The 22,947-nt window shown below is 59.7% G+C and carries 22 protein-coding genes; 7 read left to right on the top strand and 15 right to left on the bottom strand.

Translation table 11 applies throughout. The features are described from left to right. Positions 1-76: 76 nt before the first annotated feature. A complete protein-coding gene (locus tag ACM6IN_RS17770) occupies positions 77-490 on the bottom strand; it encodes a DUF2269 family protein (protein WP_414916445.1) in 414 nt (137 codons plus the stop codon). A gap of 40 nt (positions 491-530) precedes the next feature. Further along, on the bottom strand, positions 531-2,045 hold the full coding sequence (gene ilvA, locus ACM6IN_RS17765) for a threonine ammonia-lyase, biosynthetic (protein ID WP_123376155.1): 1,515 nt from the start codon (positions 2,043-2,045) through the stop codon (positions 531-533). 147 nt (positions 2,046-2,192) lie between these two features. Between ilvA and rpiA the strand changes: the two genes are divergently transcribed. Continuing rightward, positions 2,193-2,867: a ribose-5-phosphate isomerase RpiA gene (gene rpiA / locus ACM6IN_RS17760; protein ID WP_007913886.1), complete on the top strand. Its 675-nt coding sequence runs from the start codon at positions 2,193-2,195 to the stop codon at positions 2,865-2,867. Between the two features lie 147 nt (positions 2,868-3,014). Here rpiA and ACM6IN_RS17755 read toward each other — a convergent pair whose 3' ends face one another. The 4 genes from ACM6IN_RS17755 to ACM6IN_RS17740 all read right to left on the bottom strand — a co-directional run bounded on the left by ACM6IN_RS17755 (position 3,015) and on the right by ACM6IN_RS17740 (position 7,458). Beyond that, positions 3,015-3,932: an SdiA-regulated domain-containing protein gene (locus ACM6IN_RS17755; RefSeq protein WP_414894602.1), complete on the bottom strand. Its 918-nt coding sequence runs from the start codon at positions 3,930-3,932 to the stop codon at positions 3,015-3,017. Positions 3,933-4,174: 242 nt separating this feature from the next. Continuing rightward, on the bottom strand, positions 4,175-5,098 hold the full coding sequence (locus tag ACM6IN_RS17750) for an SdiA-regulated domain-containing protein (RefSeq protein WP_095112824.1): 924 nt from the start codon (positions 5,096-5,098) through the stop codon (positions 4,175-4,177). Positions 5,099-5,356: 258 nt separating this feature from the next. After that, positions 5,357-6,022: a fumarylacetoacetate hydrolase family protein gene (locus ACM6IN_RS17745; protein WP_007913879.1), complete on the bottom strand. Its 666-nt coding sequence runs from the start codon at positions 6,020-6,022 to the stop codon at positions 5,357-5,359. A gap of 41 nt (positions 6,023-6,063) precedes the next feature. Next, the gene (locus ACM6IN_RS17740; protein WP_042704915.1) at positions 6,064-7,458 is read right to left on the bottom strand and encodes an FAD-binding oxidoreductase; all 1,395 of its coding nucleotides are present in this window, start codon (positions 7,456-7,458) and stop codon (positions 6,064-6,066) included. A 204-nt stretch (positions 7,459-7,662) separates the two neighbouring features. Here ACM6IN_RS17740 and serA point away from each other — a divergent pair, with 204 nt between their 5' ends. Next, positions 7,663-8,892: a phosphoglycerate dehydrogenase gene (serA, locus tag ACM6IN_RS17735; protein ID WP_008085296.1), complete on the top strand. Its 1,230-nt coding sequence runs from the start codon at positions 7,663-7,665 to the stop codon at positions 8,890-8,892. Positions 8,893-8,954: 62 nt separating this feature from the next. On the opposite strand, the gene ACM6IN_RS17730 is transcribed toward serA, so the two are convergent. Further along, a complete protein-coding gene (locus tag ACM6IN_RS17730) occupies positions 8,955-9,380 on the bottom strand; it encodes a DUF4399 domain-containing protein (RefSeq protein WP_095112825.1) in 426 nt (141 codons plus the stop codon). A gap of 135 nt (positions 9,381-9,515) precedes the next feature. Between ACM6IN_RS17730 and ACM6IN_RS17725 the strand changes: the two genes are divergently transcribed. Then, on the top strand, positions 9,516-10,079 hold the full coding sequence (locus ACM6IN_RS17725; RefSeq protein ID WP_414916444.1) for a transporter substrate-binding domain-containing protein: 564 nt from the start codon (positions 9,516-9,518) through the stop codon (positions 10,077-10,079). Positions 10,080-10,349: 270 nt separating this feature from the next. Here the strand turns inward: ACM6IN_RS17725 and ACM6IN_RS17720 are convergent, their stop codons facing one another. Together ACM6IN_RS17720 and ACM6IN_RS17715 are read right to left on the bottom strand one after the other, a co-directional pair. Next, positions 10,350-10,835 (bottom strand): DUF523 domain-containing protein, encoded by a 486-nt coding sequence (locus tag ACM6IN_RS17720; protein ID WP_414916443.1) that lies wholly within the window; start codon positions 10,833-10,835, stop codon positions 10,350-10,352. A 1-nt stretch (position 10,836) separates the two neighbouring features. Next, positions 10,837-11,469, bottom strand: coding sequence for a 2OG-Fe(II) oxygenase (locus ACM6IN_RS17715; RefSeq protein WP_007913869.1), 633 nt, complete (start codon positions 11,467-11,469; stop codon positions 10,837-10,839). Positions 11,470-11,577: 108 nt separating this feature from the next. Here ACM6IN_RS17715 and ACM6IN_RS17710 point away from each other — a divergent pair, with 108 nt between their 5' ends. Further along, positions 11,578-12,309 carry a DUF2059 domain-containing protein gene (locus ACM6IN_RS17710; RefSeq protein WP_007913867.1) on the top strand — a complete coding sequence of 244 codons (732 nt, stop codon included), beginning with the start codon at positions 11,578-11,580 and terminating at the stop codon, positions 12,307-12,309. 42 nt (positions 12,310-12,351) lie between these two features. On the opposite strand, the gene ACM6IN_RS17705 is transcribed toward ACM6IN_RS17710, so the two are convergent. Continuing rightward, positions 12,352-13,299, bottom strand: coding sequence for an alpha/beta hydrolase (locus tag ACM6IN_RS17705; RefSeq protein ID WP_414916442.1), 948 nt, complete (start codon positions 13,297-13,299; stop codon positions 12,352-12,354). Between the two features lie 99 nt (positions 13,300-13,398). On the opposite strand from ACM6IN_RS17705, the gene ACM6IN_RS17700 reads away from it, so the two are divergent. Together ACM6IN_RS17700 and ACM6IN_RS17695 are read left to right on the top strand one after the other, a co-directional pair. Further along, entirely contained in the window at positions 13,399-13,977 is a 579-nt protein-coding gene (locus ACM6IN_RS17700) for a DUF6436 domain-containing protein (protein ID WP_007913865.1), read from the top strand. A gap of 101 nt (positions 13,978-14,078) precedes the next feature. Next, a complete protein-coding gene (locus ACM6IN_RS17695) occupies positions 14,079-16,490 on the top strand; it encodes a penicillin acylase family protein (RefSeq protein WP_414916441.1) in 2,412 nt (803 codons plus the stop codon). 216 nt (positions 16,491-16,706) lie between these two features. On the opposite strand, the gene ACM6IN_RS17690 is transcribed toward ACM6IN_RS17695, so the two are convergent. Further along, complete coding sequence (locus ACM6IN_RS17690) at positions 16,707-17,672, bottom strand: GlxA family transcriptional regulator (protein ID WP_414916440.1); 966 nt, start codon at positions 17,670-17,672, stop codon at positions 16,707-16,709. Between the two features lie 225 nt (positions 17,673-17,897). On the opposite strand from ACM6IN_RS17690, the gene ACM6IN_RS17685 reads away from it, so the two are divergent. Next, positions 17,898-18,539, top strand: a complete 642-nt coding sequence (locus ACM6IN_RS17685) for an HD domain-containing protein (RefSeq protein ID WP_414916439.1) — start codon at positions 17,898-17,900, stop codon at positions 18,537-18,539. Positions 18,540-18,679: 140 nt separating this feature from the next. Here the strand turns inward: ACM6IN_RS17685 and ACM6IN_RS17680 are convergent, their stop codons facing one another. The 4 genes from ACM6IN_RS17680 to ACM6IN_RS17665 form a co-directional block, all read right to left on the bottom strand. Continuing rightward, positions 18,680-19,570: an ABC transporter permease subunit gene (locus tag ACM6IN_RS17680; protein ID WP_007913861.1), complete on the bottom strand. Its 891-nt coding sequence runs from the start codon at positions 19,568-19,570 to the stop codon at positions 18,680-18,682. After that, a complete protein-coding gene (locus ACM6IN_RS17675; RefSeq protein ID WP_176091783.1) occupies positions 19,567-20,448 on the bottom strand; it encodes an ABC transporter permease subunit in 882 nt (293 codons plus the stop codon). Before ACM6IN_RS17675 ends, ACM6IN_RS17680 begins: the two co-directional genes overlap by 4 nt. Before the next feature lie 35 nt (positions 20,449-20,483). Then, a complete protein-coding gene (locus tag ACM6IN_RS17670) occupies positions 20,484-21,626 on the bottom strand; it encodes an ABC transporter ATP-binding protein (protein ID WP_007913856.1) in 1,143 nt (380 codons plus the stop codon). Positions 21,627-21,692: 66 nt separating this feature from the next. Continuing rightward, the gene (locus ACM6IN_RS17665; protein ID WP_414894594.1) at positions 21,693-22,790 is read right to left on the bottom strand and encodes a polyamine ABC transporter substrate-binding protein; all 1,098 of its coding nucleotides are present in this window, start codon (positions 22,788-22,790) and stop codon (positions 21,693-21,695) included. Positions 22,791-22,947: the final 157 nt, after the last annotated feature.

Below are 22,947 nucleotides of genomic sequence, written 5' to 3'. Positions count from 1 at the left end.
TCCACAATATCCGTGTTCACTGAAGATCCCTGTGGGAGCTGGCTTGCCAGCGATTGGCTCGACTCGGTATATAGCCTTAAACAGGCTTGGCCCCCATCAACCCCGCAATGGCGAGAAACCCGACGCCGCTGACAATCGCCAGCGCCAGGCTGAATTTCCAGTTGCCGACCCCGCTCGTCCACAGCCGATTCAGCCGAACCAGCAGCCAGACCGCACTCAACGTGGCCACGGCATAGATCACGCTGGACCCCAGAATCCAGAACTGCCCCAGTGGCCAGCCGATCAGATGTACCAACCACCAGCCGGTGAAAGGCATGCTCAGCATACCGATCAGCATCAAACACCAGATAAACAGCCAGGGACGCTGCATCGTGCTGGCCGGCCCTTCGCTGCGATTACGCCAGGAAAGAGCAGCGAGCCCCAACCCGCTGGCGAGGATCACCACGGTCGCCGCGACGTGAAGGACTTTCAGGGTGGTCAGGGTTTCCATGAATTTCTCTTCCTTGGGCCATGCCCATCAGCGTAGCCGCTCAGCCAAGAAACAGCTGATAGGCCGGGTTGTCGCTTTCATCCCAGTACGGGTAGCCGATTTCCTCAAGCGCCGCCGGCACCAGATGACGCTCGTCGTGCGGCACTTGCAGGCCCGCGACCACCCGGCCATCGGCAGCGCCGTGGTTGCGGTAATGGAACATCGAAATGTTCCAGCGCCCACCGAGTTTATTAAGGAAGTTGAACAGCGCACCCGGACGCTCCGGGAACTCGAAGCGGAACACCACTTCATCAATCACATGCGCCGCGTGACCGCCGACCATGTGGCGGATGTGCAGCTTGGCCAGTTCGTTGTCAGTCAGGTCGAGCACCGGGAAACCCTGCTCGGCCAAGCTCGCCAGCAATGCGCTGCGCGGGTCGTTTTCCGGGTGAGTCTGCACACCAACGAAGATGTGCGCTTCGCTGCCGGTGTTGTAGCGATAGTTGAATTCGGTGATCTGGCGCTTGCCGATGGCTTCGCAGAACGCCTTGAAGCTGCCGGCCTTCTCGGGGATGGTCACGGCGATGATCGCTTCACGGCCCTCGCCCAGTTCGGCGCGCTCGGCAACGTGACGCAGGCGGTCGAAGTTGACATTGGCACCGGAGTCGATGGCGACGAAGGTCTGGCCGCTGACACCGCGTTGCTCGACGTACTTCTTGATCCCGGCCACGCCCAACGCGCCGGCAGGTTCGGTGATCGAGCGGGTATCGTCGTAGATATCTTTAATTGCTGCACAGATCTCGTCGGTGCTGACGGTGATCACTTCATCGACATAGTCTTTGCAGATGTCGAAGGTGTGCTGACCGATCTGCGCCACGGCCACGCCGTCGGCAAAGATGCCCACGGTCGGCAGCACCACGCGCTCACCGGCAGCCATCGCCGCTTGCAGGCAGTTGGAATCGTCCGGCTCGACGCCGATGACTTTGATGTCCGGGCGCAGGTATTTCACGTACGCGGCGATACCGGCGATCAAACCACCGCCACCGACCGGAACGAAAATCGCGTCCAGCGGCTGCGGGTGCTGGCGCAGAATTTCCATCGCCACGGTGCCCTGCCCGGCAATGGTGTGCGGATCGTCGTACGGGTGGATGTAGACGTAGCCTTTTTCGTCGACCAGCTTCAGCGAGTAGGCCAGCGCCTCCGGAAACGAATCGCCGTGCAGCACGACTTTGCCGCCGCGCGAGCGCACGCCTTCGACTTTGATCTCGGGGGTGGTCTTGGGCATGACGATGGTGGCTTTGACGCCCAGCACTTTCGCCGCCAGGGCCAGACCCTGCGCATGATTGCCCGCCGACGCGGTGACCACGCCACGCGCGCGCTCTTCATCGCTCAGTTGCGTCAGCTTGTTGTAGGCGCCGCGAATCTTGAACGAGAACACCGGCTGCAAGTCTTCACGCTTGAGCCAGATGTCATTGCCCAGCCGCTCGGAGAGCTGGCGAGCGTTCTGCAGCGGGGTTTCTACGGCAACGTCATAAACGCGCGAGGTGAGGATCTTTTTGACGTACTGTTCGAGCATCGGAAAGCATCACTGAGCGGTTGAGCGGGACCGGGGAGTCTAACCCGGCTTTTGCCCGCACGACCACACGAATCCAGAGGTTTTAGCCGCGCTTGCGGCTATAATGCCGGCCTTTCCGTTCTCACCTTGCCCGCTTCCGGAGCCCGCATGACCCAGGATCAACTCAAACAGGCAGTGGCTCAGGCCGCCGTCGACTTCATCCTTCCGAAACTCGACGACAAGAGCATCGTCGGGGTCGGCACCGGCTCCACCGCCAACTGCTTCATCGACGCTCTGGCCCAACACAAGGGCGCGTTCGATGGCGCGGTTGCCAGTTCCGAAGCCACTGCCGCGCGTCTGAAGGGCCACGGGATTCCAGTGTATGAGCTGAACACCGTCAGCGACCTGGAGTTCTACGTTGATGGCGCCGATGAAAGCGACGCGCACCTGAACCTGATCAAGGGCGGCGGCGCGGCCCTGACCCGCGAGAAGATCGTCGCGGCCGTGGCCAAGACCTTCATCTGCATCGCCGACGCCAGCAAACTGGTGCCGGTGCTGGGCGAATTCCCGCTGCCAGTCGAAGTGATCCCGATGGCCCGCAGCCATGTCGCGCGCCAACTGGTGAAGCTGGGCGGCGACCCGGTGTACCGCGAAGGCGTTTTGACCGATAACGGCAACATCATTCTTGACGTGTTCAACCTGCAGATCACCAACCCGGTGGAGCTGGAAGCGCAGATCAATGCGATTGTCGGCGTGGTCACCAACGGCTTGTTCGCGGCGCGTCCGGCGGATCTGTTGTTGCTGGGTACTAGCGAAGGCGTGAAAACCCTCAAGGCTGAGTAAGCCCGGTCACCTACAGATTTGTGGGCAGACGGATAAACCTGTAGGAGTGAGCCTGCTCGCGATAGCGGTGTGTCAGTTGAGATAAATGTCGACTGACACACCGCTATCGCGAGCAGGCTCACTCCTACAATGGTTCTGTGGTGTTGGTTAGTTCGGTGTTGGTTTTTTGAAGACGTAAAACAGATTCGGCTCACTCACCAGATACAACGTCCCGTCATCATCCATCGCAATGCCTTCCGCCTGCGGTACGGTTTTCTTCAAACCCTGCCGCCCGCCACTGATGGACATCGTGCTCAACGGCCGCCCGCCGACATCCAGCTCCAGAATCAGCCGCGACTCATCCGACAGTGCCAGCAAATGCCCGCTGCGCTCGTCGTACTGCAAACTCGACAGATCGCGCACAAACATCCCGGCGTCACGCTTGGGATCGTTGATCACATGCACCGCGTAGGACTTCTCCGGATTGAAATGCGGAAAGCCGTGCACTTCGTAGATCAGCATCGGGTTACGCTCTTTCGCGACAAATAAGCGCTTGCCTACCGAGTCATACGCCAGGCCTTCAAAACCTTTGTTGCTGGCCATATGCACGCCGAGGGTCATCTGCTCGGCGTCCGCCGCGTCGAGGAATGTGGTGTCTGCTTCCAGGTGTATCTTGATCAGCCGCTGCTGACGCTCATCAGTGATCACGTAGGTGTCGGCGCTGATGTACTCGACGGCTTCGGGATCGCCAAAACCAATCAGGGCAATGCGCCGCAGGATCTGGCCTTCGAGCGACAGTTCGACCAGTTCGGAATTCTTGTTGGTCACGGTGAACAGGCTTTTGCGCACCGGATCGAAGGTCAGCGCCGAGACATCGTCGTCCAGCCCGTCAATCACCCGCGCTTCAATCTCGACTCGATACTGGTCCAACGCAATGGATTCACTGCTCAGCGGTTGCCACAACGTGTGCAGATTGAACCAGGCGCGCTCGAACAGGCGCATGTATTGGCCGATCGCAATCAACGCGATCAGGGCAATCACCGACAGGAAAATAATCAGAGGCTTGGGGCGGGCAAGTCGACGCATTCGGATGAGCTCGGGATCAAAACAGGCGGATGAAATATCACGCCCGTCTGAACTGAAGCTTAATGGCCACTTGCCTCAAACCACAAGCCAACCCCTGTAGGAGCTGCCGCAGGCTGCGATCTGATCGTTCCCACGCTCTACGTGGGAACGCAGCCGGGGACGCTCTGCGTCCCACAGTCAAAAGATCGTCCGAACGCGGCCCGAACCTTCGGCAGCTCCTACATTGGAATCGGTAAAGGCTGCTATTTCTGTTTTTCGAAGCGATAGAACAGGTTCGGCTCGCTGACCATGTACAGCGTGCCCGCCTCGTCCATGGTCACGCCTTCGGCGCGGGGGATGGTGTTTTTCAGACCGTTGAAGCCGCCAAGCAGGGTCATGAAGCTGACCTGTTCGCCCTTCTCGTCCAGTTCCAGCAGCAGATGTGAGTCGGCGGACAGCACCAGGGTGTGCTGGGTGCGCGGGTCAATCGCCAAGGCCGAGAGGTTGCGAATATCCAGTTCATCACTGGCAAGTTTCTGCTTTTCACCCTTGAGGATCTGGCTGCCATCGCTTTTCCAGGTAAACAGCGCCGGTGGCCGCTCCTCGCCCAACAGCAATTGCTGGTTGTGCGCATCCCAGGTAATAGCTTCGAAGGCTTTGTTCTGGTCTTTCGACGGGCCGAGATCGTATTTCGGGAAGTCGGCGATGTTCAATTCGCGGGTGTCGCCGTCGACTTTGACGATCGACAGCAGGTGCTGGCGCTCATCGACGATGGCCATCAGGCCGTTTTCCATCATCGTCAGGCCTTCCGGATTGCTCCAGCCCACCAGCGGCATCTTGCGCAGCACATCACCTTGCAAGGTCAGCTCGGCGAGAAACGGGTTCTTGCCCATCACCGAGAAAAGCGTTTTGGTCTGCGGGTTGTATGCCAGATCCGAAGCCTCGTCCTTCTCCATCCCCTTGAGCGGTTTGGCATCTATCACCACTCGATAGTCCGGCAGCCAGATGCTTTCCTTCTGCTCGGCCTGGCTTTCGAAGCTTTCCTGCAGCCAGAGCACCCCGCGATCATCCCAATGCATGGCAAACGCCAAGGCATAAGCGGCGGCAACCACCAGCAAGAGCCAGACATACCAGCGCAGGGAGAAACGTGAGCGGCGGGTGGGTTTGAGCTGAGTTTGAGATGACATCGATGGACGCGTTCCGAAAATTCAGGCTATGGGTAATAGCACAAAGAGGCCGGCTCAGACGCCAGAATGAGAGGAATTATCCGTACAGGATGTGAAAAAAACGGCAAATGGCGGGATTGCCCTGCGCCATTGTGGGAGAGATCACAAAACCCTGTAGGAGTGAGCCTGCTCGCGATGGCGTCAGGTCAGTCGAAACAATCGTTGACTGACAGACCGCTATCGCGAGCAGGCTCACTCCTGCAAGGGGACCGCGTTAAATCAGCGCACGCTGCTGGTGAAGCTGCTCGCGCCGACCAGCTCGAGGACGATGTCGTCGCCCACGTTCAGCGGGCCAACACCCACCGGCGTACCGGTGAGGATCACATCACCGGCCTGCAGCGAGAAGCAGCCGGCCATGTGCTGGATCATCGGCACGATCGGATTGAGCATCGCACTGCTGTTGCCGTCCTGGCGGACTTCGCCGTTGATGGTCAGACGAATACCGATGTCGGTCAGGTCAGCAAAGGTGCTGCCGACCACGAACGGCGCAAGCACCGCCGCGCCGTCGAACGACTTGGCGATTTCCCACGGCAGGCCCTTGGCTTTCAGCTCGGCCTGCTTGTCGCGCAGGGTCAGGTCCAGCGCCGGGGCGAAACCGGAAATGGCGTCGAGTACTTCTTCACGGCTCGGTTTGGTCGACAACGGCTTGCCGATCAACACGGCGATTTCCGCTTCGTAGTGCACCGAACCGCGCTCGGTCGGAATGGCGAAACCGCCTTCCAGCTCGACCACGCAACTGCCTGGTTTGATGAACAGTAACGGCTCGGTAGGCACCGGGTTGTCCAGTTCCTTGGCGTGTTCGGCGTAATTACGGCCAATGCACACGACTTTCCCGATCGGGAAGTGGATGCGCGTGCCGTCGACGTACTGGTGCTGATAGCTCATTTACCGACTCCTGCCTTCATTGATTCATCAAAGATTGCCGATCAAACCGCAAAAATCTTGCCCGGGTTCATGATGCCGTTCGGGTCGAACACCGCTTTTACCGCTTTCATGTACTCGATCTCGACCGGGGAACGGCTGTAGGTCAAGTAATCGCGCTTGGTCATGCCCACGCCATGTTCAGCGGAAATCGAACCGTTGTACTTCTCGACGGTTTCGAACACCCACTTGTTGACGGTCGCGCACTTGGCGAAGAACTCGTCCTTGCTAAGGTTATCCGGCTTGAGAATGTTCAAGTGCAGGTTGCCGTCGCCGATGTGGCCGAACCAGACGATTTCGAAGTCCGGATAGTGTTCGCCGACGATCGCGTCGATTTCCTTGAGAAATGCCGGCACTTTCGACACGGTGACCGAGATGTCGTTCTTGTACGGCGTCCAGTGCGAGATGGTTTCGGAGATGTATTCGCGCAGTTTCCACAAGTTCTGCAACTGCGTTTCGCTCTGGCTCATCACGCCGTCCAGCACCCAGCCCTGCTCGACGCAATGCTCGAAGGTTTCCAGTGCACTGTTGGCCACTTCTTCGGTGGTCGCTTCGAATTCCAGCAGTGCGTAGAACGGGCAATCGGTTTCGAAAGGTGCCGGCACGTCACCACGGCCCATGACTTTGGCCAAGGCCTTGTCGGAGAAAAATTCGAACGCGGTCAGGTCAAGCTTGCCCTGGAAGGCGTGCAGCACCGGCATGATCGAGTCGAAATCAGCGGTGCCGAGGACCATCGCGGTGAGGTTTTTCGGCGCACGATCGAGGCGCATGGTCGCTTCGACGACAAAACCGAGGGTGCCTTCAGCACCGATAAACAGCTGACGCAAGTCGTAGCCGGTGGCGTTCTTGATCAGGTCTTTGTTCAGTTCCAGCACATCACCCTTGCCGGTGACCACCTTCATGCCGGCGACCCAGTTGCGGGTCATGCCGTAGCGAATCACCTTGATCCCGCCGGCATTGGTGCCGATATTGCCGCCAATCTGGCTGGAACCTGCCGAAGCGAAATCGACCGGGTAGTACAAGCCTTTCTCTTCGGCGACGTTCTGCAAATGCTCGGTGACCACGCCCGGCTGACAAACGGCGGTGCGGTCGGTGAGGTTCACGTCGAGAATCTGATTCATGTAGTCGAACGACACGACCACTTCGCCATTCGCCGCCACGGCAGCGGCGGAAAGTCCGGTGCGCCCGCCCGATGGCACCAGTGCGACCTTGTGCGAGTTGGCCCAACGGACCACCGCCTGCACCTGCTCAATGGTCTTGGGAAACACAATGGCGCTTGGCGCCGGGGCGAAGTGTTTGGTCCAATCCTTGCCGTACGCATTCAGGGAGTCGGCGTCGGTCAGGACCTTGCCAGGCTCGACCAGGGTCTTCAGTTCATCAATCAGGGCAGGATTGGTCATCGACAGAACTCTCGAACAATTCATGGTCATCCTGAGAACGCTTCACGTCGCAGGAATGAGTGTTTAGCGGGGAGGCTATGCTAGCATATCGACCCCGCAGGACAGCGCCCAAGGCCAGATCCGCGGAGACGACTTTCTTGTCGTCCGGGTCAGCGTCTGTTGACCATTTCCTGCCATTTTTCTCCGGGATACAGGTTTACGCAGATGAGCAAGACTTCTCTCGATAAGAGCAAGATCAAGTTCCTTCTTCTCGAAGGCGTCCACCAATCGGCTGTCGACGTCCTCAAGGCGGCGGGCTACACCAGCATCGAATACCTGACAGGTTCCTTGCCGGAAGCCCAGCTCAAGGAAAAGATCGCTGACGCTCACTTCATCGGCATTCGTTCGCGCACCCAACTGACCGAAGAGATCTTCGATCACGCGAAGAAGCTGGTAGCGGTCGGCTGTTTCTGCATCGGCACCAACCAGGTTGACCTGAGTGCTGCCCGTGAGCGCGGCATTGCCGTGTTCAACGCGCCGTACTCCAACACCCGCTCCGTAGCGGAACTGGTGCTGGCCGAAGCGATCCTGCTGCTGCGCGGCATCCCGGAGAAAAACGCTTCCTGCCACCGTGGCGGCTGGATCAAATCCGCAGCCAACTCCTTCGAGATCCGTGGCAAGAAACTGGGTATCGTCGGCTACGGCTCGATCGGTACGCAGCTGTCGGTTCTGGCTGAAGGCCTGGGCATGCAGGTGTACTTCTACGACACCGTGACCAAGCTGCCACTGGGCAACGCTACTCAGATCGGCAGCCTGACCGAACTGCTGGGCATGTCCGACATCGTCACCCTGCACGTTCCGGAAACCGCTGCGACCCAGTGGATGATCGGCGAGAAGGAAATCCGCGCCATCAAAAAGGGCGGCATCCTGATCAACGCGGCGCGCGGTACCGTGGTCGAGCTGGACGCCTTGGCGGACGCGATCAAGGACAAGCACCTGATCGGCGCGGCCATCGACGTGTTCCCGGTGGAGCCACGCTCCAACGACGAAGAGTTCGAAAGCCCGCTGCGTGGCCTCGACAACGTGATCCTGACCCCGCACATCGGTGGTTCGACCGCCGAAGCGCAAGCCAACATCGGTCTGGAAGTTGCAGAGAAACTGGTCAAGTACAGCGACAACGGTACTTCGGTATCGTCGGTGAACTTCCCGGAAGTGGCCCTGCCGGCTCACCCTGGCAAGCACCGCCTGCTACACATCCACGAGAACATCCCGGGTGTGATGAGCGAGATCAACAAGGTCTTCGCCGAAAACGGCATCAACATCTCCGGTCAGTTCCTGCAGACCAACGAGAAGGTTGGCTACGTGGTGATCGACGTCGACGCCGAGTACTCGGATCTGGCGCAAGAGAAGCTGCAGCACATCAACGGCACTATCCGTAGCCGTGTGTTGTTCTGATTTAGCGTTGAGCGACAAAAAAGGGAGCCTTCGGGCTCCCTTTTTCATGCACGGCGAAAAGGTTATTCGACGTTGACGGTGATTTTTTTCGAGACGATTGGCGGGTCGAACGCCATGTGACCGCTGTCGCCAAGTTCCAGCTGCAAGGTGTGTTGGCCCGGGGCGAGCTTGATGTCAGCCTGGGTCTGCGCCTTGCCGAAGTGCATATGATTGGCATCGGTAGGGACGACCGAACCGGCAGGAACGATTTCCTTGGCGTCGATCAGCAGGTGATGGTGACCGGTGTTTTTGGTGACGTCACCGGCCGGCGCCAGGGCGACGCCCTTGGTACCGAATTTGACGGTAAAGGTCTGCGAAACCGTGGCCCCGTCCTCGGGAGAAACGATGAACACTTCGGCGCCTTTTGGTGCCGGTGTCGCCGCACTGGCCAGCACCGAAACCCCCATCAGCACACCCGCCAACGCTGCACGTGACATAAAGCTTTTCATTTTCTTCTCCAGTTTTTCCGTAAAATCCGCACGGTCATGACAACTTCATGACCATTCGTTGTCGAAGGCACTCGACAACCATAGCAAAGCGAGCCTGAATCAGAGCGTCGCGATAATGATTTCAAAGGAGTGACCATGCGTTTTCTGCCTGGCCTGATCTGCCTGCTACCCCTTTTGAGCCCTTTGGCTCACGCCGAACTGATTGATGACGTCAACGACCGTGGCGAGCTGCGCATAGCCCTTGAGGCTAATACACCGCCGTTCAATTACAAGGAAGGCGACACACTCACGGGGTTCGAGGTCGAGCTTGGGCAACTGCTGGCCCGGGAGCTGGATGTACGCGCTGACTTCATCGTCACGGATGAGGCAGACCTGCTCCAGGGCGTTGAAAGCGGCAAGTACGACGTTGCGCTCAACCACATAGCACTGACATCCGAACTCAAGGATCGTTTCGACTTCAGCGAGTCTTACGGCAAGGTCGATTCGCAGTTGCTGGCGAAAAAAGACGAGCAGCCACGGCCGATGGTGCTGGTGCAGGCGTTGACGGAAGAGAAGCCGAAAGTGGCAGAGCCGGTGGAATTGGCGATTCCGTTTCAGAAGGGTAATCCGGCGTTTCAGGCCAGCCTTGCGAGTGCGATGCAGCGGATCAAGGAGGACGGACGCCTGGCGGCACTGACCGAGAAGTGGTTGAAGCCTTAGAAGCCCCTCACCCTAGCCCTCCCGAAACGTCGGACCGCCCGTAGGGAGAGGGGACTGATTTGGGGTTGCTTTAGAGATACGCCGACCTGGGATGGCTATACCGAATCCGAAATCGACTGGTCATGGCTTTGTCGATTCCATAATCGATCGGTCATGGCTGTGTCGAATCCATAGTCGATAAGGTCTTCCAGGTCGATGCAAGACGTCAGACACCTCGGTCGGCTCCCTCTCCCTCCGGGAGAGGGCTGGGGTGAGGGCAACGATTCCGGATCAGCCCAAAGCCGCCAGGGCCACCGCCGCCTCAGCCAATTCAAGCTCACTGAAAACCTGCACACCATGGCGCTTGAGCAACGCAGCCGTCACGCCTTCGCCAGAGACTTTCACTCCGCTGAACGTCCCGTCATACGTCAACAGATTCCCGCAAGAAGGACTGTTGGCCTTGAGCACCACCACACGAATCCCGTGCTTGTGCACCAGCTCCAGCGCCTGCCGCGCGCCATCGAGAAACTGCGCACTGACATCCTCGCCTTCGGTAGTGATCACCGTCGCGACACCATCGAGCACTTCACCACCCTGCCCGCCGGGAATCTCCGCCGCCGCCCGAGGCGTCGGCAATCCTCCCGCGACCTCCGGGCACAACGGCACCACCCGCCCTTCGGCAATCCACTGTTCAAGCAAATCAAACGGCCCGCTCGCACCACCGTCATAACGCACGCGATGACCCAACAGGCAGCGACTGACCAGAATCCTGTGCATCTCAGAACGGCTCGTTGCCACGGCGACGAAACCAGCCAGTCAGCGACAGGCGCTCGCGGTTCGCCGGCAGCACTTCATGAGGCACCTCACCAGAGAGAAACACCACCAGACACCCGCCAGTAGGCTGCACGTCATGCACGCGCTCATCATTCAGGTACATGCGCAACTGACCGCCATCCTCCGGCAGCCACGCGTCATTGAGATAGACCACCACCGACACCATGCGCTTGTCATCGTCGCGAAAACGGTCGACATGCCGGCGATAAAAAGCGCCGGGCGGATACAAGGCGAAATGGCACTCAAAATCCTCAAGACCGAGAAACAGGCCACGGTTGAGCGCCTCACGCAGGCTTTCCATCAAGTTCAGATAGCGGTCGCTGGCCTCGGCCTGACCTGGATCGATCCACTGAATGTGGTCGCCACGAATCCCCTCGCGGATCTCCGAAAACGGCCCACGCCCCACCGCCGCCGGCGCCAGTTCACCCTCGGCTTCACGTTTGCGGCACTCGGCCGCCAGCTCGCGGGTCAAACCGGCGGGCAGGAATATGTTCTGCTGCGACCAGCCGTGTTCGGCCAGGTCATCGACAATGCGTAACAGCAGTGGGTGTTCAGAGGATATTTGCATGGCGCGCATAGTATGTCGGCGGCAACAAATCCGACAGAGCCACGCGGCGGCTTGCTACGAATTCTCGACAAGTACCGGCACCGCACGGAGAATAGTCCGCTGCTGACAGGAGTCCCTATGCGCCGTTTGCTTTTTTCACTGTTGATGTTCTGCGTTTTGCCCGCCTGGGCGGACGGCCACGATCAGTTGTACAAGGTCGCCGGCTGGCCAGATCAACGTGCGCATTTCAATGACGCCCTGACGGCCGCACAGCAGCGCTATCAGAACAGCCTGCCGCCGGCGGTGTTTCAAGCGCTGGTGAACAACAGCAACCAGCGCTTCGCGCCGCAGGCCGTCGATCAACGCGCCGAAGCGCAACTGCGGCAGAAGCTTGCCGACCCGAAACCGGCGCTGACCTTCTTTCAATCACCGCTGGGCAAGAAAATCGTCGCAGCCGAATTGCTGGCGACCCGGCGCGATCAATTGGCGAAAAATGCCAAGGGTCTGCCAAAGATGCAGGCCAGCGACAGCCGTCTGCTGATCATCGGCCACCTCGCGCAAGCCTTGCCGGCCCGTGAAGCTGGCGCCGAAGTGAGCTTGGCGATTGCTGGTGTGGCGGCGGACAGCTTGAGTTCGATGATTCCGGGGCTGCTCGGTGGTGGTCAGGCGCAAGGTATGCTCAACGGTCAGCGCCAGCGTTTGATGGATCAGATTGGCGCGGACATGAACAACACGCTGCTCTACGTCTATCGCGATTTGTCGGATGAAGAGCTGGAAGAGTTTGCGACGTTTGCCGAGTCGACTGAAGGCAAGGCCTACTATCAGGCGGCGCTGGCGGCGATTCGCGCAGGGTTGGCGGTCGGGCAATGAGCTTCAGCGCCTGACTTGCCAGCGATGGGGCCTTCAGCTTCACTAGAGATTCCGGCCTCTGATGCGCTTGCTGAGAAACTCGAAATACTCCTCCCGCATCTCCGCCGTCTCATTCGCCAGATGATGCCGCGCCTCGGCTAACAACAAGATCTGCGGCCGATCAAACTTCCATTTCAACACCTGTAGATTGTGCTGCCAGTCGACGGTCATGTCCGCCTGCCCCTGAATGATCAGTGGCCGCCGCGGACTCTTCTTCGCGTGCTCGACGCGAATGATCCAGCGCGATAACGCCCCCACCCATTTCGTCGGCAAGCGTCGTGGCTGCAACGGATCGGCCTGCAGAAACGGCAGGAAATCCGGGTCGTTGGAATTCTCGCTGAAGCGTCGCGCGACACCCCTGACGAAAGGCCTGAGCAGGTAATAACTCAGCTGCGACCAGCCCCACGCCCGTGGCCGCACCAGCGGCGCCATCAAAATCACCTGGCCCTGCGCCGGGCTGTTTTCAGCATGGTTGAGCAGGTGATCGACCACAATCGCCCCGCCAGTGCTCTGCCCGCACAAATGCCACGGCTGCGGCAGGGTGATCGACTGCGCCTCGGCGAACAACGCTTGCAGGACGTCCTGATACTCGGAGAAATCGCGAATGCTCGCGCGCGGCCCGCTCGACAGACCATGCCCCGGCAAATCGCAGGCGATCACCGCGAAGTCCTGATCCAGCGCCCACTCGATCACATGCCGATACAGCCCGGTGTGATCGTAGTAGCCGTGCAGCAGAAACAGCGTCGCCTTGACCTTCTCCGGCCACCAGCAATGGCTGACCACTTCATAACCATCGACTTCGAAACGGCCCATGCCACGCCAGACATCACGATGGGGAAAATCGGTTTGATAAAACTGCTGGTACGCCTTCGCCTCGTCCGACAACGGCTGCCACTCGGCCAAAGGCTTGAGGCTGGCGCGGATTTGATCGGGGTCGAAAGTGGCAGACATAAGGCAATTCCAAAGCGGTAAACAGACTTTATCGGCCTGCGATATTCATCTGTAGTGACAGACATGGCAAGCTAGCCGACCTTTCGAGGATCGAAAACCATGCGTTCGCCCTACCGCACCGCACTGTTTGCCAGCCTGCTCGCGATGATTTGCGCCGGGGTGCTGTGGGCGGCGTATGACTGGTTTCAAGGGCGTTATCTGCGAGCGTTCAGCGAACACACGGCGGTATTTTCCGGTGATCCGCTGCGCCTGCCGGACAACCTCGCCGGCCCTGGCAAGATTCGCCTGGTGCACTTCTGGGACCCGGCCTGCCCGTGCAACGTCGGCAACCAACAGCACCTGACCGAGATGGTCGAGCAGTTTGGCGCCAAAGGCGTGGAGTTCTTCGCTGTGCAGAAGGCTGGCAGCCACGGTCAGTTGCCGGCAACCCTCAGCAGCCTGAAAACCATCACGATATTGCCCGGCTCCGAACAGGTTCCAGCCAGTCCGGCCGTGGCGATCTGGGACCGCAGCGGCAAACTGGCCTACTTCGGTCCGTACAGCGAAGGCCTCACCTGCAATTCCAGCAACAGCTTTATCGAACCGATTTTGAATGCCCTGACGGAAGATCGCCCGGTCAATGCCACGCACACCCTGGCGGTCGGTTGCTACTGCCCGTGGCCGGTGGAGACGCAGTAAGGCATTCCGGACTTTTCAAGGACAGCGCTGCACGGCACTGAAGGTCTGTGCTAATTGTTTGCAGCCCGACGGGCGGCATCCCGCCTGCACAAGGAGTCACCATGAAGCGCGTGTTCACCGTACTTGCCCTGCTCATCGTTGTTCTGCTTGTCGGCGTCGGCGGGTATGTCTACAGCAAACAACCGACGCGCCAGGGTCAGGTCGAGCTGCGCAACCTGCAGGGTTCGGTGACCGTGCGCTACGACGAACGCGGCGTGCCGCACATTCGCGCCGAGAACGAAACCGACCTCTATCGCGCCCTCGGTTATGTGCATGCCCAGGATCGCCTGTTCCAGATGGAAGCCATGCGCCGCCTCGCCCGCGGCGAACTGGCCGAAGTGCTCGGGCCGAAACTGCTCGACACCGACAAACTGTTCCGCAGCCTGCGCATCCGCGAACGCGCGGCCAGTTACGTCGCCAGTCTCGATAAACAGTCACCGGCGTGGAAGGGCCTGCAAGCCTATCTGGATGGCATCAATCAATATCAGGACAGCCACGCTGCACCGATCGAGTTTGATGTGCTGGGCATCCCCAAACGGCCGTTCACGGCGGAAGACAGCATCAGCGTCGCCGGCTACATGGCCTATAGCTTTGCCGCGGCGTTTCGCACCGAACCGCTGCTGACCTACGTGCGCGATCAGCTCGGCGCCGATTACCTCAACGTTTTCGACCTCGACTGGCAGCCCAAAGGCGTGCTGGTCAACGGTCACGCCAAGCCTGCGCCGGCCCTCGCCGCTGGCGACTGGAAGGACCTCAACGCCCTCGCCCGCCTCAGCGAACAGGCGTTGATCGACAACGGTCTGCCGCAGTTCGAAGGAAGTAATGCTTGGGTCATCGCGGGCAGCCGCAGCCAGAGCGGCAAGCCATTGCTGGCGGGTGATCCGCACATTCGTTTCTCGGTGCCGTCGGTGTGGTACGAAGCGCAATTGTCGGCGCCCGGCTTCGAGTTGTACGGCCATCATCAGGCGCTGGTGCCGTTTGCGTTTCTCGGTCACAACCTCGATTTCGGCTGGAGCCTGACCATGTTCCAGAACGACGATCTCGATCTGATCGCCGAGAAGGTCAACCCGGATAATCCGAATCAGGTCTGGTATCGCGGCCAGTGGACCGACATGGTCGTCACGCAACAGCAGATCAACGTGAAGGGGCAGTCGCCGGTGACCCTGACCCTGCGCCAATCGCCCCACGGCCCTATCGTCAACGATGCGCTCGGCACCGCTGCCGGCAAGACGCCGATCGCCATGTGGTGGGCCTTTCTCGAAACACCGAACCCGATCCTCGAAGGCTTCTACCAGCTCAATCGCGCCGACACCCTGGCCAAGGCCCGCGCCGCTGCCGCAAAAGTCCAGGCGCCGGGGCTGAACCTGGTTTACGCCAACGCCAAGGGCGATATCGCCTGGTGGGCCTCGGCATTGCTGCCCAAGCGCCCGGCCGGGGTGCGGCCGGAATTCATGCTCGACGGCAGCAGCAATCAGGCCGACAAGGAGGGTTTCTACCCATTCAGCGCCAACCCGCAGGAAGAGAACCCGGCACGCGGCTACATCGTCTCGGCCAACTTCCAGCCCGTGTCGCCGACCGGCATGCAGATTCCTGGTTACTACAACCTCGCCGATCGCGGTCAGCAACTGAACCGGCAGCTCAGCGACAAGAGCATGAAGTGGACCAACGAGGCCAATCAGAAGCTGCAACTGGGCACCACCACCGGTTACGGCCCGCGCTTGCTCGCGCCGTTGCTGCCGGTGCTGCGTGAGGTGGTCAGCGATCCGGCGCAACTGAAACTGGTCGAGCAACTGGCGCAGTGGCCAGGCGACTATCCGCTGGATTCGGTCAGTGCAACGCTGTTCAACCAGTTCTTGTATGACCTTGCCGATGCGGCGATGCGTGATGAGTTGGGCAATGACTTCTTCGAGACATTACTGTCGACGCGGGTGATCGATGCGGCGCTGCCGAAACTGGCGGCGAATGCCGATTCACCGTGGTGGGACAACCGCAGCACGCCGAACAAGGAGACCCGCGCCGATATCGTCCGCGCGGCGTGGCAGGCGAGCATGCAGCACTTGAAGCTGACCCTCGGCGATAACTCTGCCGAGTGGAAATGGGGCGCTGCGCACACGCTGACTCACGGCCATCCGTTGGGACAGCAGAAGCCGCTGGATCGGATTTTCAACGTTGGGCCGTTTGCGGCGCCGGGCAGTCATGAAGTGCCGAACAACCTTTCAGCGAAGATCGGCCCGGCGCCATGGCCGGTGACGTATGGGCCGTCGACGCGGCGCTTGGTGGATTTTGCCGATCCGGCGCATGGGTTGACGATTAACCCGGTTGGGCAGAGTGGTGTGCCGTTCGACAGTCACTATGACGATCAGGCTGAGGCGTATGTCGACGGGATGTATGTGCAGGCGCATTTCAATGCCGAAGAGGTGACGGCGAATACGCGCAGTACCTTGAAGCTGTTGCCGGCGCGGGCAGCGCCTTAAGAGCCCCTCACCCTAGCCCTCCCGAAACGTCGGACCGCCCAGAGGGAGAGGGGACTGATTGGGGGATGCTCAAGGTTTACAGCGACCTGACACTGCTTTACCGAATCCATAATCGCTAAGGTCTTTCAGGTCGATGTATCACGCCAGACACTGCGGTCGGCCCCCTCTCCCTCTGGGCGGTCCGACGTTTCGGGAGGGCTGGGGTAAGGGTAAGGGTCAAACCATCACCGCAAAATTCAGCCGAAACTGCTGCGGCGTAACCCCCAGCCGGCGATTAAACACCCCGCGCATGTGCTGCGCATCACGAAACCCACACTGATACGCCACAGTTTTCAACGGCGCCGCCGTGCTCTCCAGCATCACCCGCGCCGCATCCACCCGCGCCCGCTCGACAAACTCCGCCGGCGTCACCTTCGCCTCACGAGCAAACACCCGAGAAAAGTTACGCGCACTCATGTTCGCCGCATTGGCCAGATCGGCGATCGTCAGATCACCCGTGAGATTGGCCAACACATACAACTGCACCATCGCCACCGCCGACGTCGGCTCTGCATGCGGCGTGAGGAACGGGCTGAACTGCGACTGCCCACCAGACCGCTGGGTGAACACCACCAGCCGTTTAGCCACGCTCAGCGCCACTTCAGCACCGTGATCACGCGCCAGCAGGTAGAGCGACAGATCAATCCCCGCCGTGACCCCGGCCGAGGTATAGAGCGTGCCGTCCTCGACATACAAGCGATCAGCCTCGACCTGCGTCGTCGGACACAACTGCGCCAACGCCTCGGCGTCATTCCAGTGCGTAGTCACGGTGCGCCCCTCCAGCAACCCCGCGCGCGCGAGCGTGAACGCGCCGTTGCAGATCGAACCAAAACGCTGCGCCCGTGCACAGGCCTCACGCAGCCAACCGTCGAACGTCGCGCCAAAATCCATGAACGGCAATTGTGGCCCACCGGCGACCAGCAGCAGATCGTAGGCGTCGAGTGCTTCGCTGAAATGCCGATGGGCATTCAGGTTCAAACCGTTGGAGCAGGCCATCGGGCCGCGTTCGACGCCGATCACTTCGAGCCGATAGTGATCCTCGGCCGCCAGGAAGCGATTGGCCTCGGCGAACACATCCATCGGGCCGCTGACATCCAGTGACTGCACTCCGGCGAACACGACGATGGCGACGGTTTTGCTCATGGCTGTGGATTCCCCCTTTAAGAGCAAAAGATCGCAGCCTGCGGCAGCTCCTACAGGTGTCCGCGTTCCCATGTAGGAGCTGCCGAAGGCTGCGATCTTTTAGCTTGGCACGATTTGCAGGTCGATTGGCAAGGATCGCAGCCATGCATCGATTGTCCCCTTTCAGCGTCGGGAACAGACTTTCCCCAGCAGCGCCACAACGGCGTTTCAGTGAGGAAACCTGCCATGAGCACAACCATCGCCGGCATCAAAATCCCCGACAGCGCCCTCGTCCGGGCCACCACCGAGTACATCCGCGACATCGAGTCCGACCTGCTCTACCACCACTCGCGGCGGGTATTTTTGTTCGGCGCACTGAGCGGTGAACGCCAACGACTGGCCTACGATCCGGAGCTGCTCTACGTCGGCGCGATGTTCCACGACCTCGGTCTGGTCGAAGGTCATCGCAGTGATGACGAGCGTTTCGAAGTGGACGGTGCCAACGCGGCGGCGGCGTTTCTCAAACCGTACGGGTTGAGTGATGACGATATAGAACAGGTGTGGCTGTCGATTGCCCTGCACACCACGCCGGGCGTACCGAAGCATCTGCGTCCGACCGTGGCACTGGTCACTGCAGGTGTCGAGATGGATGTACTCGGAATGGACTACGCCGCGTTCAGCACTGTGCAGCGCGAAGCGGTGGTGCATGCGCACCCGCGCGGGGAAGGCTTCAAGGAGTGCATCATCTGCGCGTTTGCCGAGGGTTTGCGCCATCGTCCGCAGACCACGTTCGGCAATGTGAAGACCGATGTGCTGAAGGATCAGGAGCCGGGGTTCAAGCCGATGAACTTTGTCGAGGTCATCCGCCACTCACCCTGGACTGCCTAAAACCCATGTAGGAGTGAGCCTGCTCGCGATGGCGTCCTGTCAGTTGGAAATTTCCTGACTGACACTCCGCTATCGCGAGCAGGCTCACTCCTACAGTTTGAATTGGGTTGACCTCGAGAATGAGGCCAACCCATTAGTGCTTACGCGGCTTCCGGGCTTGGTGCGCGACGCACGTCCGGCTGCTTCCACGAATCGGCTGCGCTTTCTTCGATGGCTTGCTGGATGGCTTTCTTGCGCGCTTCTTCGGCACGGCGGCTGAAGAACCAGACCATGAAGGTCACGATCGATACCGCCAGCAGAATCAGACTCGCCACAGCGTTGATCTCAGGCTTCACACCCAGACGCACCGCCGAGAACACTTCCATCGGCAGGGTTGTCGACCCCGGACCGGAGACGAAGCTCGCCAGCACCAGGTCATCCAGCGACAGCGCGAACGACATCATGCCGCCCGCCGCCAGCGATGGCGCGATCATCGGGATGGTGATCAGGAAGAACACCTTCCACGGCCGCGCACCGAGGTCCATCGCCGCTTCTTCGATCGATAGGTCGAGCTCACGCAGACGCGCCGACACCACCACCGCCACATACGCCGCACAGAACGTGGTGTGGGCGATCCAGATGGTGACGATGCCACGTTCCTGCGGCCAGCCGATCATCTGCGCCATGGCCACGAACAACAGCAACAGCGACAGACCGGTGATCACTTCCGGCATTACCAATGGCGCCGTCACCAGTCCGCCGAACAGCGTGCGGCCCTTGAAGCGGGTGATACGGGTCAGCACGAACGCCGCCAGTGTGCCCAGCGCCACCGCAGCAACTGCGGTGTAGCAGGCGATTTCCAGCGAGCGCAGCACCGAGCCCATCAGTTGGGTGTTGTCGAGCAACCCGACGTACCACTTGATCGACCAGCCGCCCCACACCGTTACCAGTTTCGAGGCGTTGAACGAGTAGATCACCAGGATCAGCATCGGCAGGTAGATGAACAACAAACCGATAACCAGCATCAGGCTGGAGAAACGGATGCGCTTCATTCTTTGCCCTCCATTTCTTTGGCCTGACTGCGGTTGAACAGAATGATCGGCACAATCAGGATCGCCAGCATCACCACTGCCAGCGCGGATGCCACCGGCCAGTCACGGTTATTGAAGAACTCTTGCCAGAGCACTTTACCGATCATCAGGGTTTCCGGACCGCCGAGCAGTTCCGGGATCACGAACTCACCGACCACCGGGATGAACACCAGCATGCAGCCGGCAATAATGCCGTTCTTGGACAGCGGGATGGTGATTTTCCAGAAACTGTTGAAGGTGCTCGAACCCAAGTCCGATGCGGCTTCGAGCAGACTGTTGTCGTGCTTCACCAGGTTGGCGTACAGCGGCAGGATCATGAACGGCAGGTACGAGTAAACGACACCGATGTACACCGCAAGGTTGGTGTTGAGGATCTGCAGTGGCTCGTCGATGAAACCCATGCTCATCAGAAAACCGTTGAGCAAACCGTTGTTGCTGAGGATGCCCATCCACGCGTAAACGCGGATCAGGATCGCCGTCCACGTCGGCATCATGATCAGCAACACCAGCACCGTTTGCAGCTCTTTACGGGCGGTGGCAATGGCGTAGGCCATCGGGTAGCCGATCACCAGACAGAGGATGGTGCTGATCAGCGCCATCTTCAGCGAGCCGAGGTAAGCAGCGATGTACAACTCGTCGCCCGCCAGCATTGCGTAGTTGCCCAGGTTCAGCAGCAGTTGCAGCTTCTGCTCGGCGTACGTGTAGATCTCGGTGTACGGCGGGATGGCCACGTCGGCTTCGGCGAAGCTGATCTTCAGAACGATGAAGAACGGCAGCATGAAGAACAGGAACAGCCAGATGAACGGGACCCCGATGACCAGTTGGCGGCCATTGGGGATTATTCGGTTGATGCGGCGTTTGAATTTGCGCATGTTCATGAGCGAAGTACCACGCCGCTGTCGTCTTCCCACCACACGTAAACCTGATCGCCCCAGGTCGGACGCGCGCCACGGCGCTCGGCGTTGGCGACGAACGACTGCACCAGTTTGCCGCTCGGCAATTCAACGTAGAACACCGAGTGCCCGCCGAGGTAGGCGATGTCGTGGACTTTGCCGCTCGACCAGTTGTATTCGCAGGTCGGTTGATCGGCGGTAACCAGCAGCTTCTCCGGACGGATCGCGTAAGTCACGGACTTGTCCTGCACCGAGGTGCTGATGCCGTGGCCGACGTAGATCTGCCGATCGAGATCTTTGCAGGTAATGGTTGCGTGGCCTTCAGCGTCGTCGATCACTTCGCCTTCGAAGATGTTGACGTTGCCGATGAATTCGCAGACCAAGCGGCTGGTCGGGGTTTCGTAGATGTCGATCGGGCTGCCGATCTGGGCGATCCAGCCCAGGTGCATGATCGCGATGCGCTCGGCCATGGTCATGGCCTCTTCCTGGTCGTGGGTCACCATCACGCAGGTCACACCGACGCGCTCGATGATCTCGACCAGTTCCAGCTGCATCTGCGAACGCAGTTTCTTGTCCAATGCGCCCATCGGCTCATCGAGTAGCAACAGTTTCGGCCGCTTCGCCAGCGAACGTGCCAGCGCCACGCGCTGACGCTGACCGCCGGACAGTTGATGCGGCTTGCGCTTGGCGTACTGGCTCATCTGCACCAGCTTGAGCATCTCGGCCACGCGGGCATCGACTTCAGCGGCCGGAATCTTGTCCTGCTTGAGGCCGAAGGCGATGTTCTGCGCCACGGTCATGTGCGGGAACAAAGCGTACGACTGGAACATCATGTTGATCGGACGTTCGTACGGCGGCATGTCGGTGATGTCGACGCCGTCGAGGAAAATGCGCCCCTCCGTGGGCCGTTCGAACCCTGCCAACATCCGCAGCAGAGTGGATTTGCCCGATCCCGAACCGCCGAGCAGGGCGAAGATTTCGCCCTTTTTGATTTCCAGGGACACATCGTCCACGGCAATCGTCTCGTCGAACTTCTTCGTGACCCGGTCGATTTTGACCAACACCTGTTTCGGTGTCTGGTCGCCCTCGAGGGCTTTCTTATAGGCGCCGGAGGCAACTGCCATTTACGAAACTCCCAGAAAAAAACAATGCAGTTCGCCCCGCAAGGCGAACCCAGGATAGTGTGTGCCTTACATCCCCGACTTGACCTTGGTCCAGCTGCGGGTCATCAGGCGCTGAATGTTCGGTGGCAACTCGATCGACACATAAGCCTTGTCGATAACGGCCTGCGGCGGATACACCGACGCATCGGTGCGGATGGATTGCTCCATCAACTTGTCCGCACCCGGATTAGGGTTGGCATAACCGACGTAATCACTGACCTGAGCGATCACCTCAGGTTTCAGCAGATAGTTGATGAAGGCATGGGCCTGCTTCACGTTCGACGAATCCTTGGGGATTGCCAGCATGTCGAACCACAGCGCACCACCTTCTTTCGGCACCACGTAGGCGATGTTCACGCCCTTCTTGGCTTCGGCTGCGCGGTTCTTCGCCTGGAAGATATCGCCAGAGAAACCGATGGCCACGCAGATGTCGCCGTTGGCCAGATCACCGATGTATTTCGAGGAGTGGAAGTAGGTCACGTAAGGACGCACCGCGAGCAATTTGTCGGTGGCTTTTTCGTAATCCTTCGGATTGGTGCTGTTGGCATTCAGGCCCAGATAGTTGAGCACGGTCGGCATCATTTCATCCGCCGAATCGAGGAATGCCACACCGCAGCTTTGCAGCTTCTTGATGTTCTCAGGCTCGAACAAAACGCCCCAGGAATCGATCTTGTCGACACCCAGTACAGCCTTCACTTTATCGACGTTGTAACCGATGCCGTTGGTGCCCCACAGGTACGGCACGGCGTACAGGTTGCCCGGATCGTTCTGCTCCAGACGCTTGAGCAGCGCCGGGTCGAGATTGGAATAATTTGGCAGCTGCGACTTGTCGAGTTTCTGGAACGCGCCGGCCTTGATCTGCTTGCCGAGGAAGTGGTTCGACGGCACGACCACGTCGTAACCGGTACGCCCGGCCAGCAGTTTGCCTTCCAGGGTTTCGTTGGAATCGAACACGTCATAGACCGGTTTGATCCCGGTGGCTTTCTGGAAGTCGGCCAGGGTGGTCTCGCCGATGTAATCGGACCAGTTATAAATATGCACCGTACCGGCGGCCTGGGCTCCGACAGCAATCGTCAGGCCGGCAGTGGCCAGCAGGGCTTTGCGCAAAGAAGAAAAAATAGGCAAGTGGAGGTCCTCTAAATTAGTTGGGCCCAAGTTGCCCCGCGCTGCATGACAGCCGTGGCTGCCCGGCAACAAAACCGGCGCGCAACTTACCCTCGAAAAACCGTTCCTGCAAAACTTCCTGTCATTTAATTGATCCGCTGGCCGCCTTCGCGGGAGA

The organism is Pseudomonas sp. IT-P395, assembly GCF_949767675.1.
Lineage (GTDB): Bacteria > Pseudomonadota > Gammaproteobacteria > Pseudomonadales > Pseudomonadaceae > Aquipseudomonas.
This window is presented reverse-complemented; position numbering and strand designations above follow the sequence as displayed.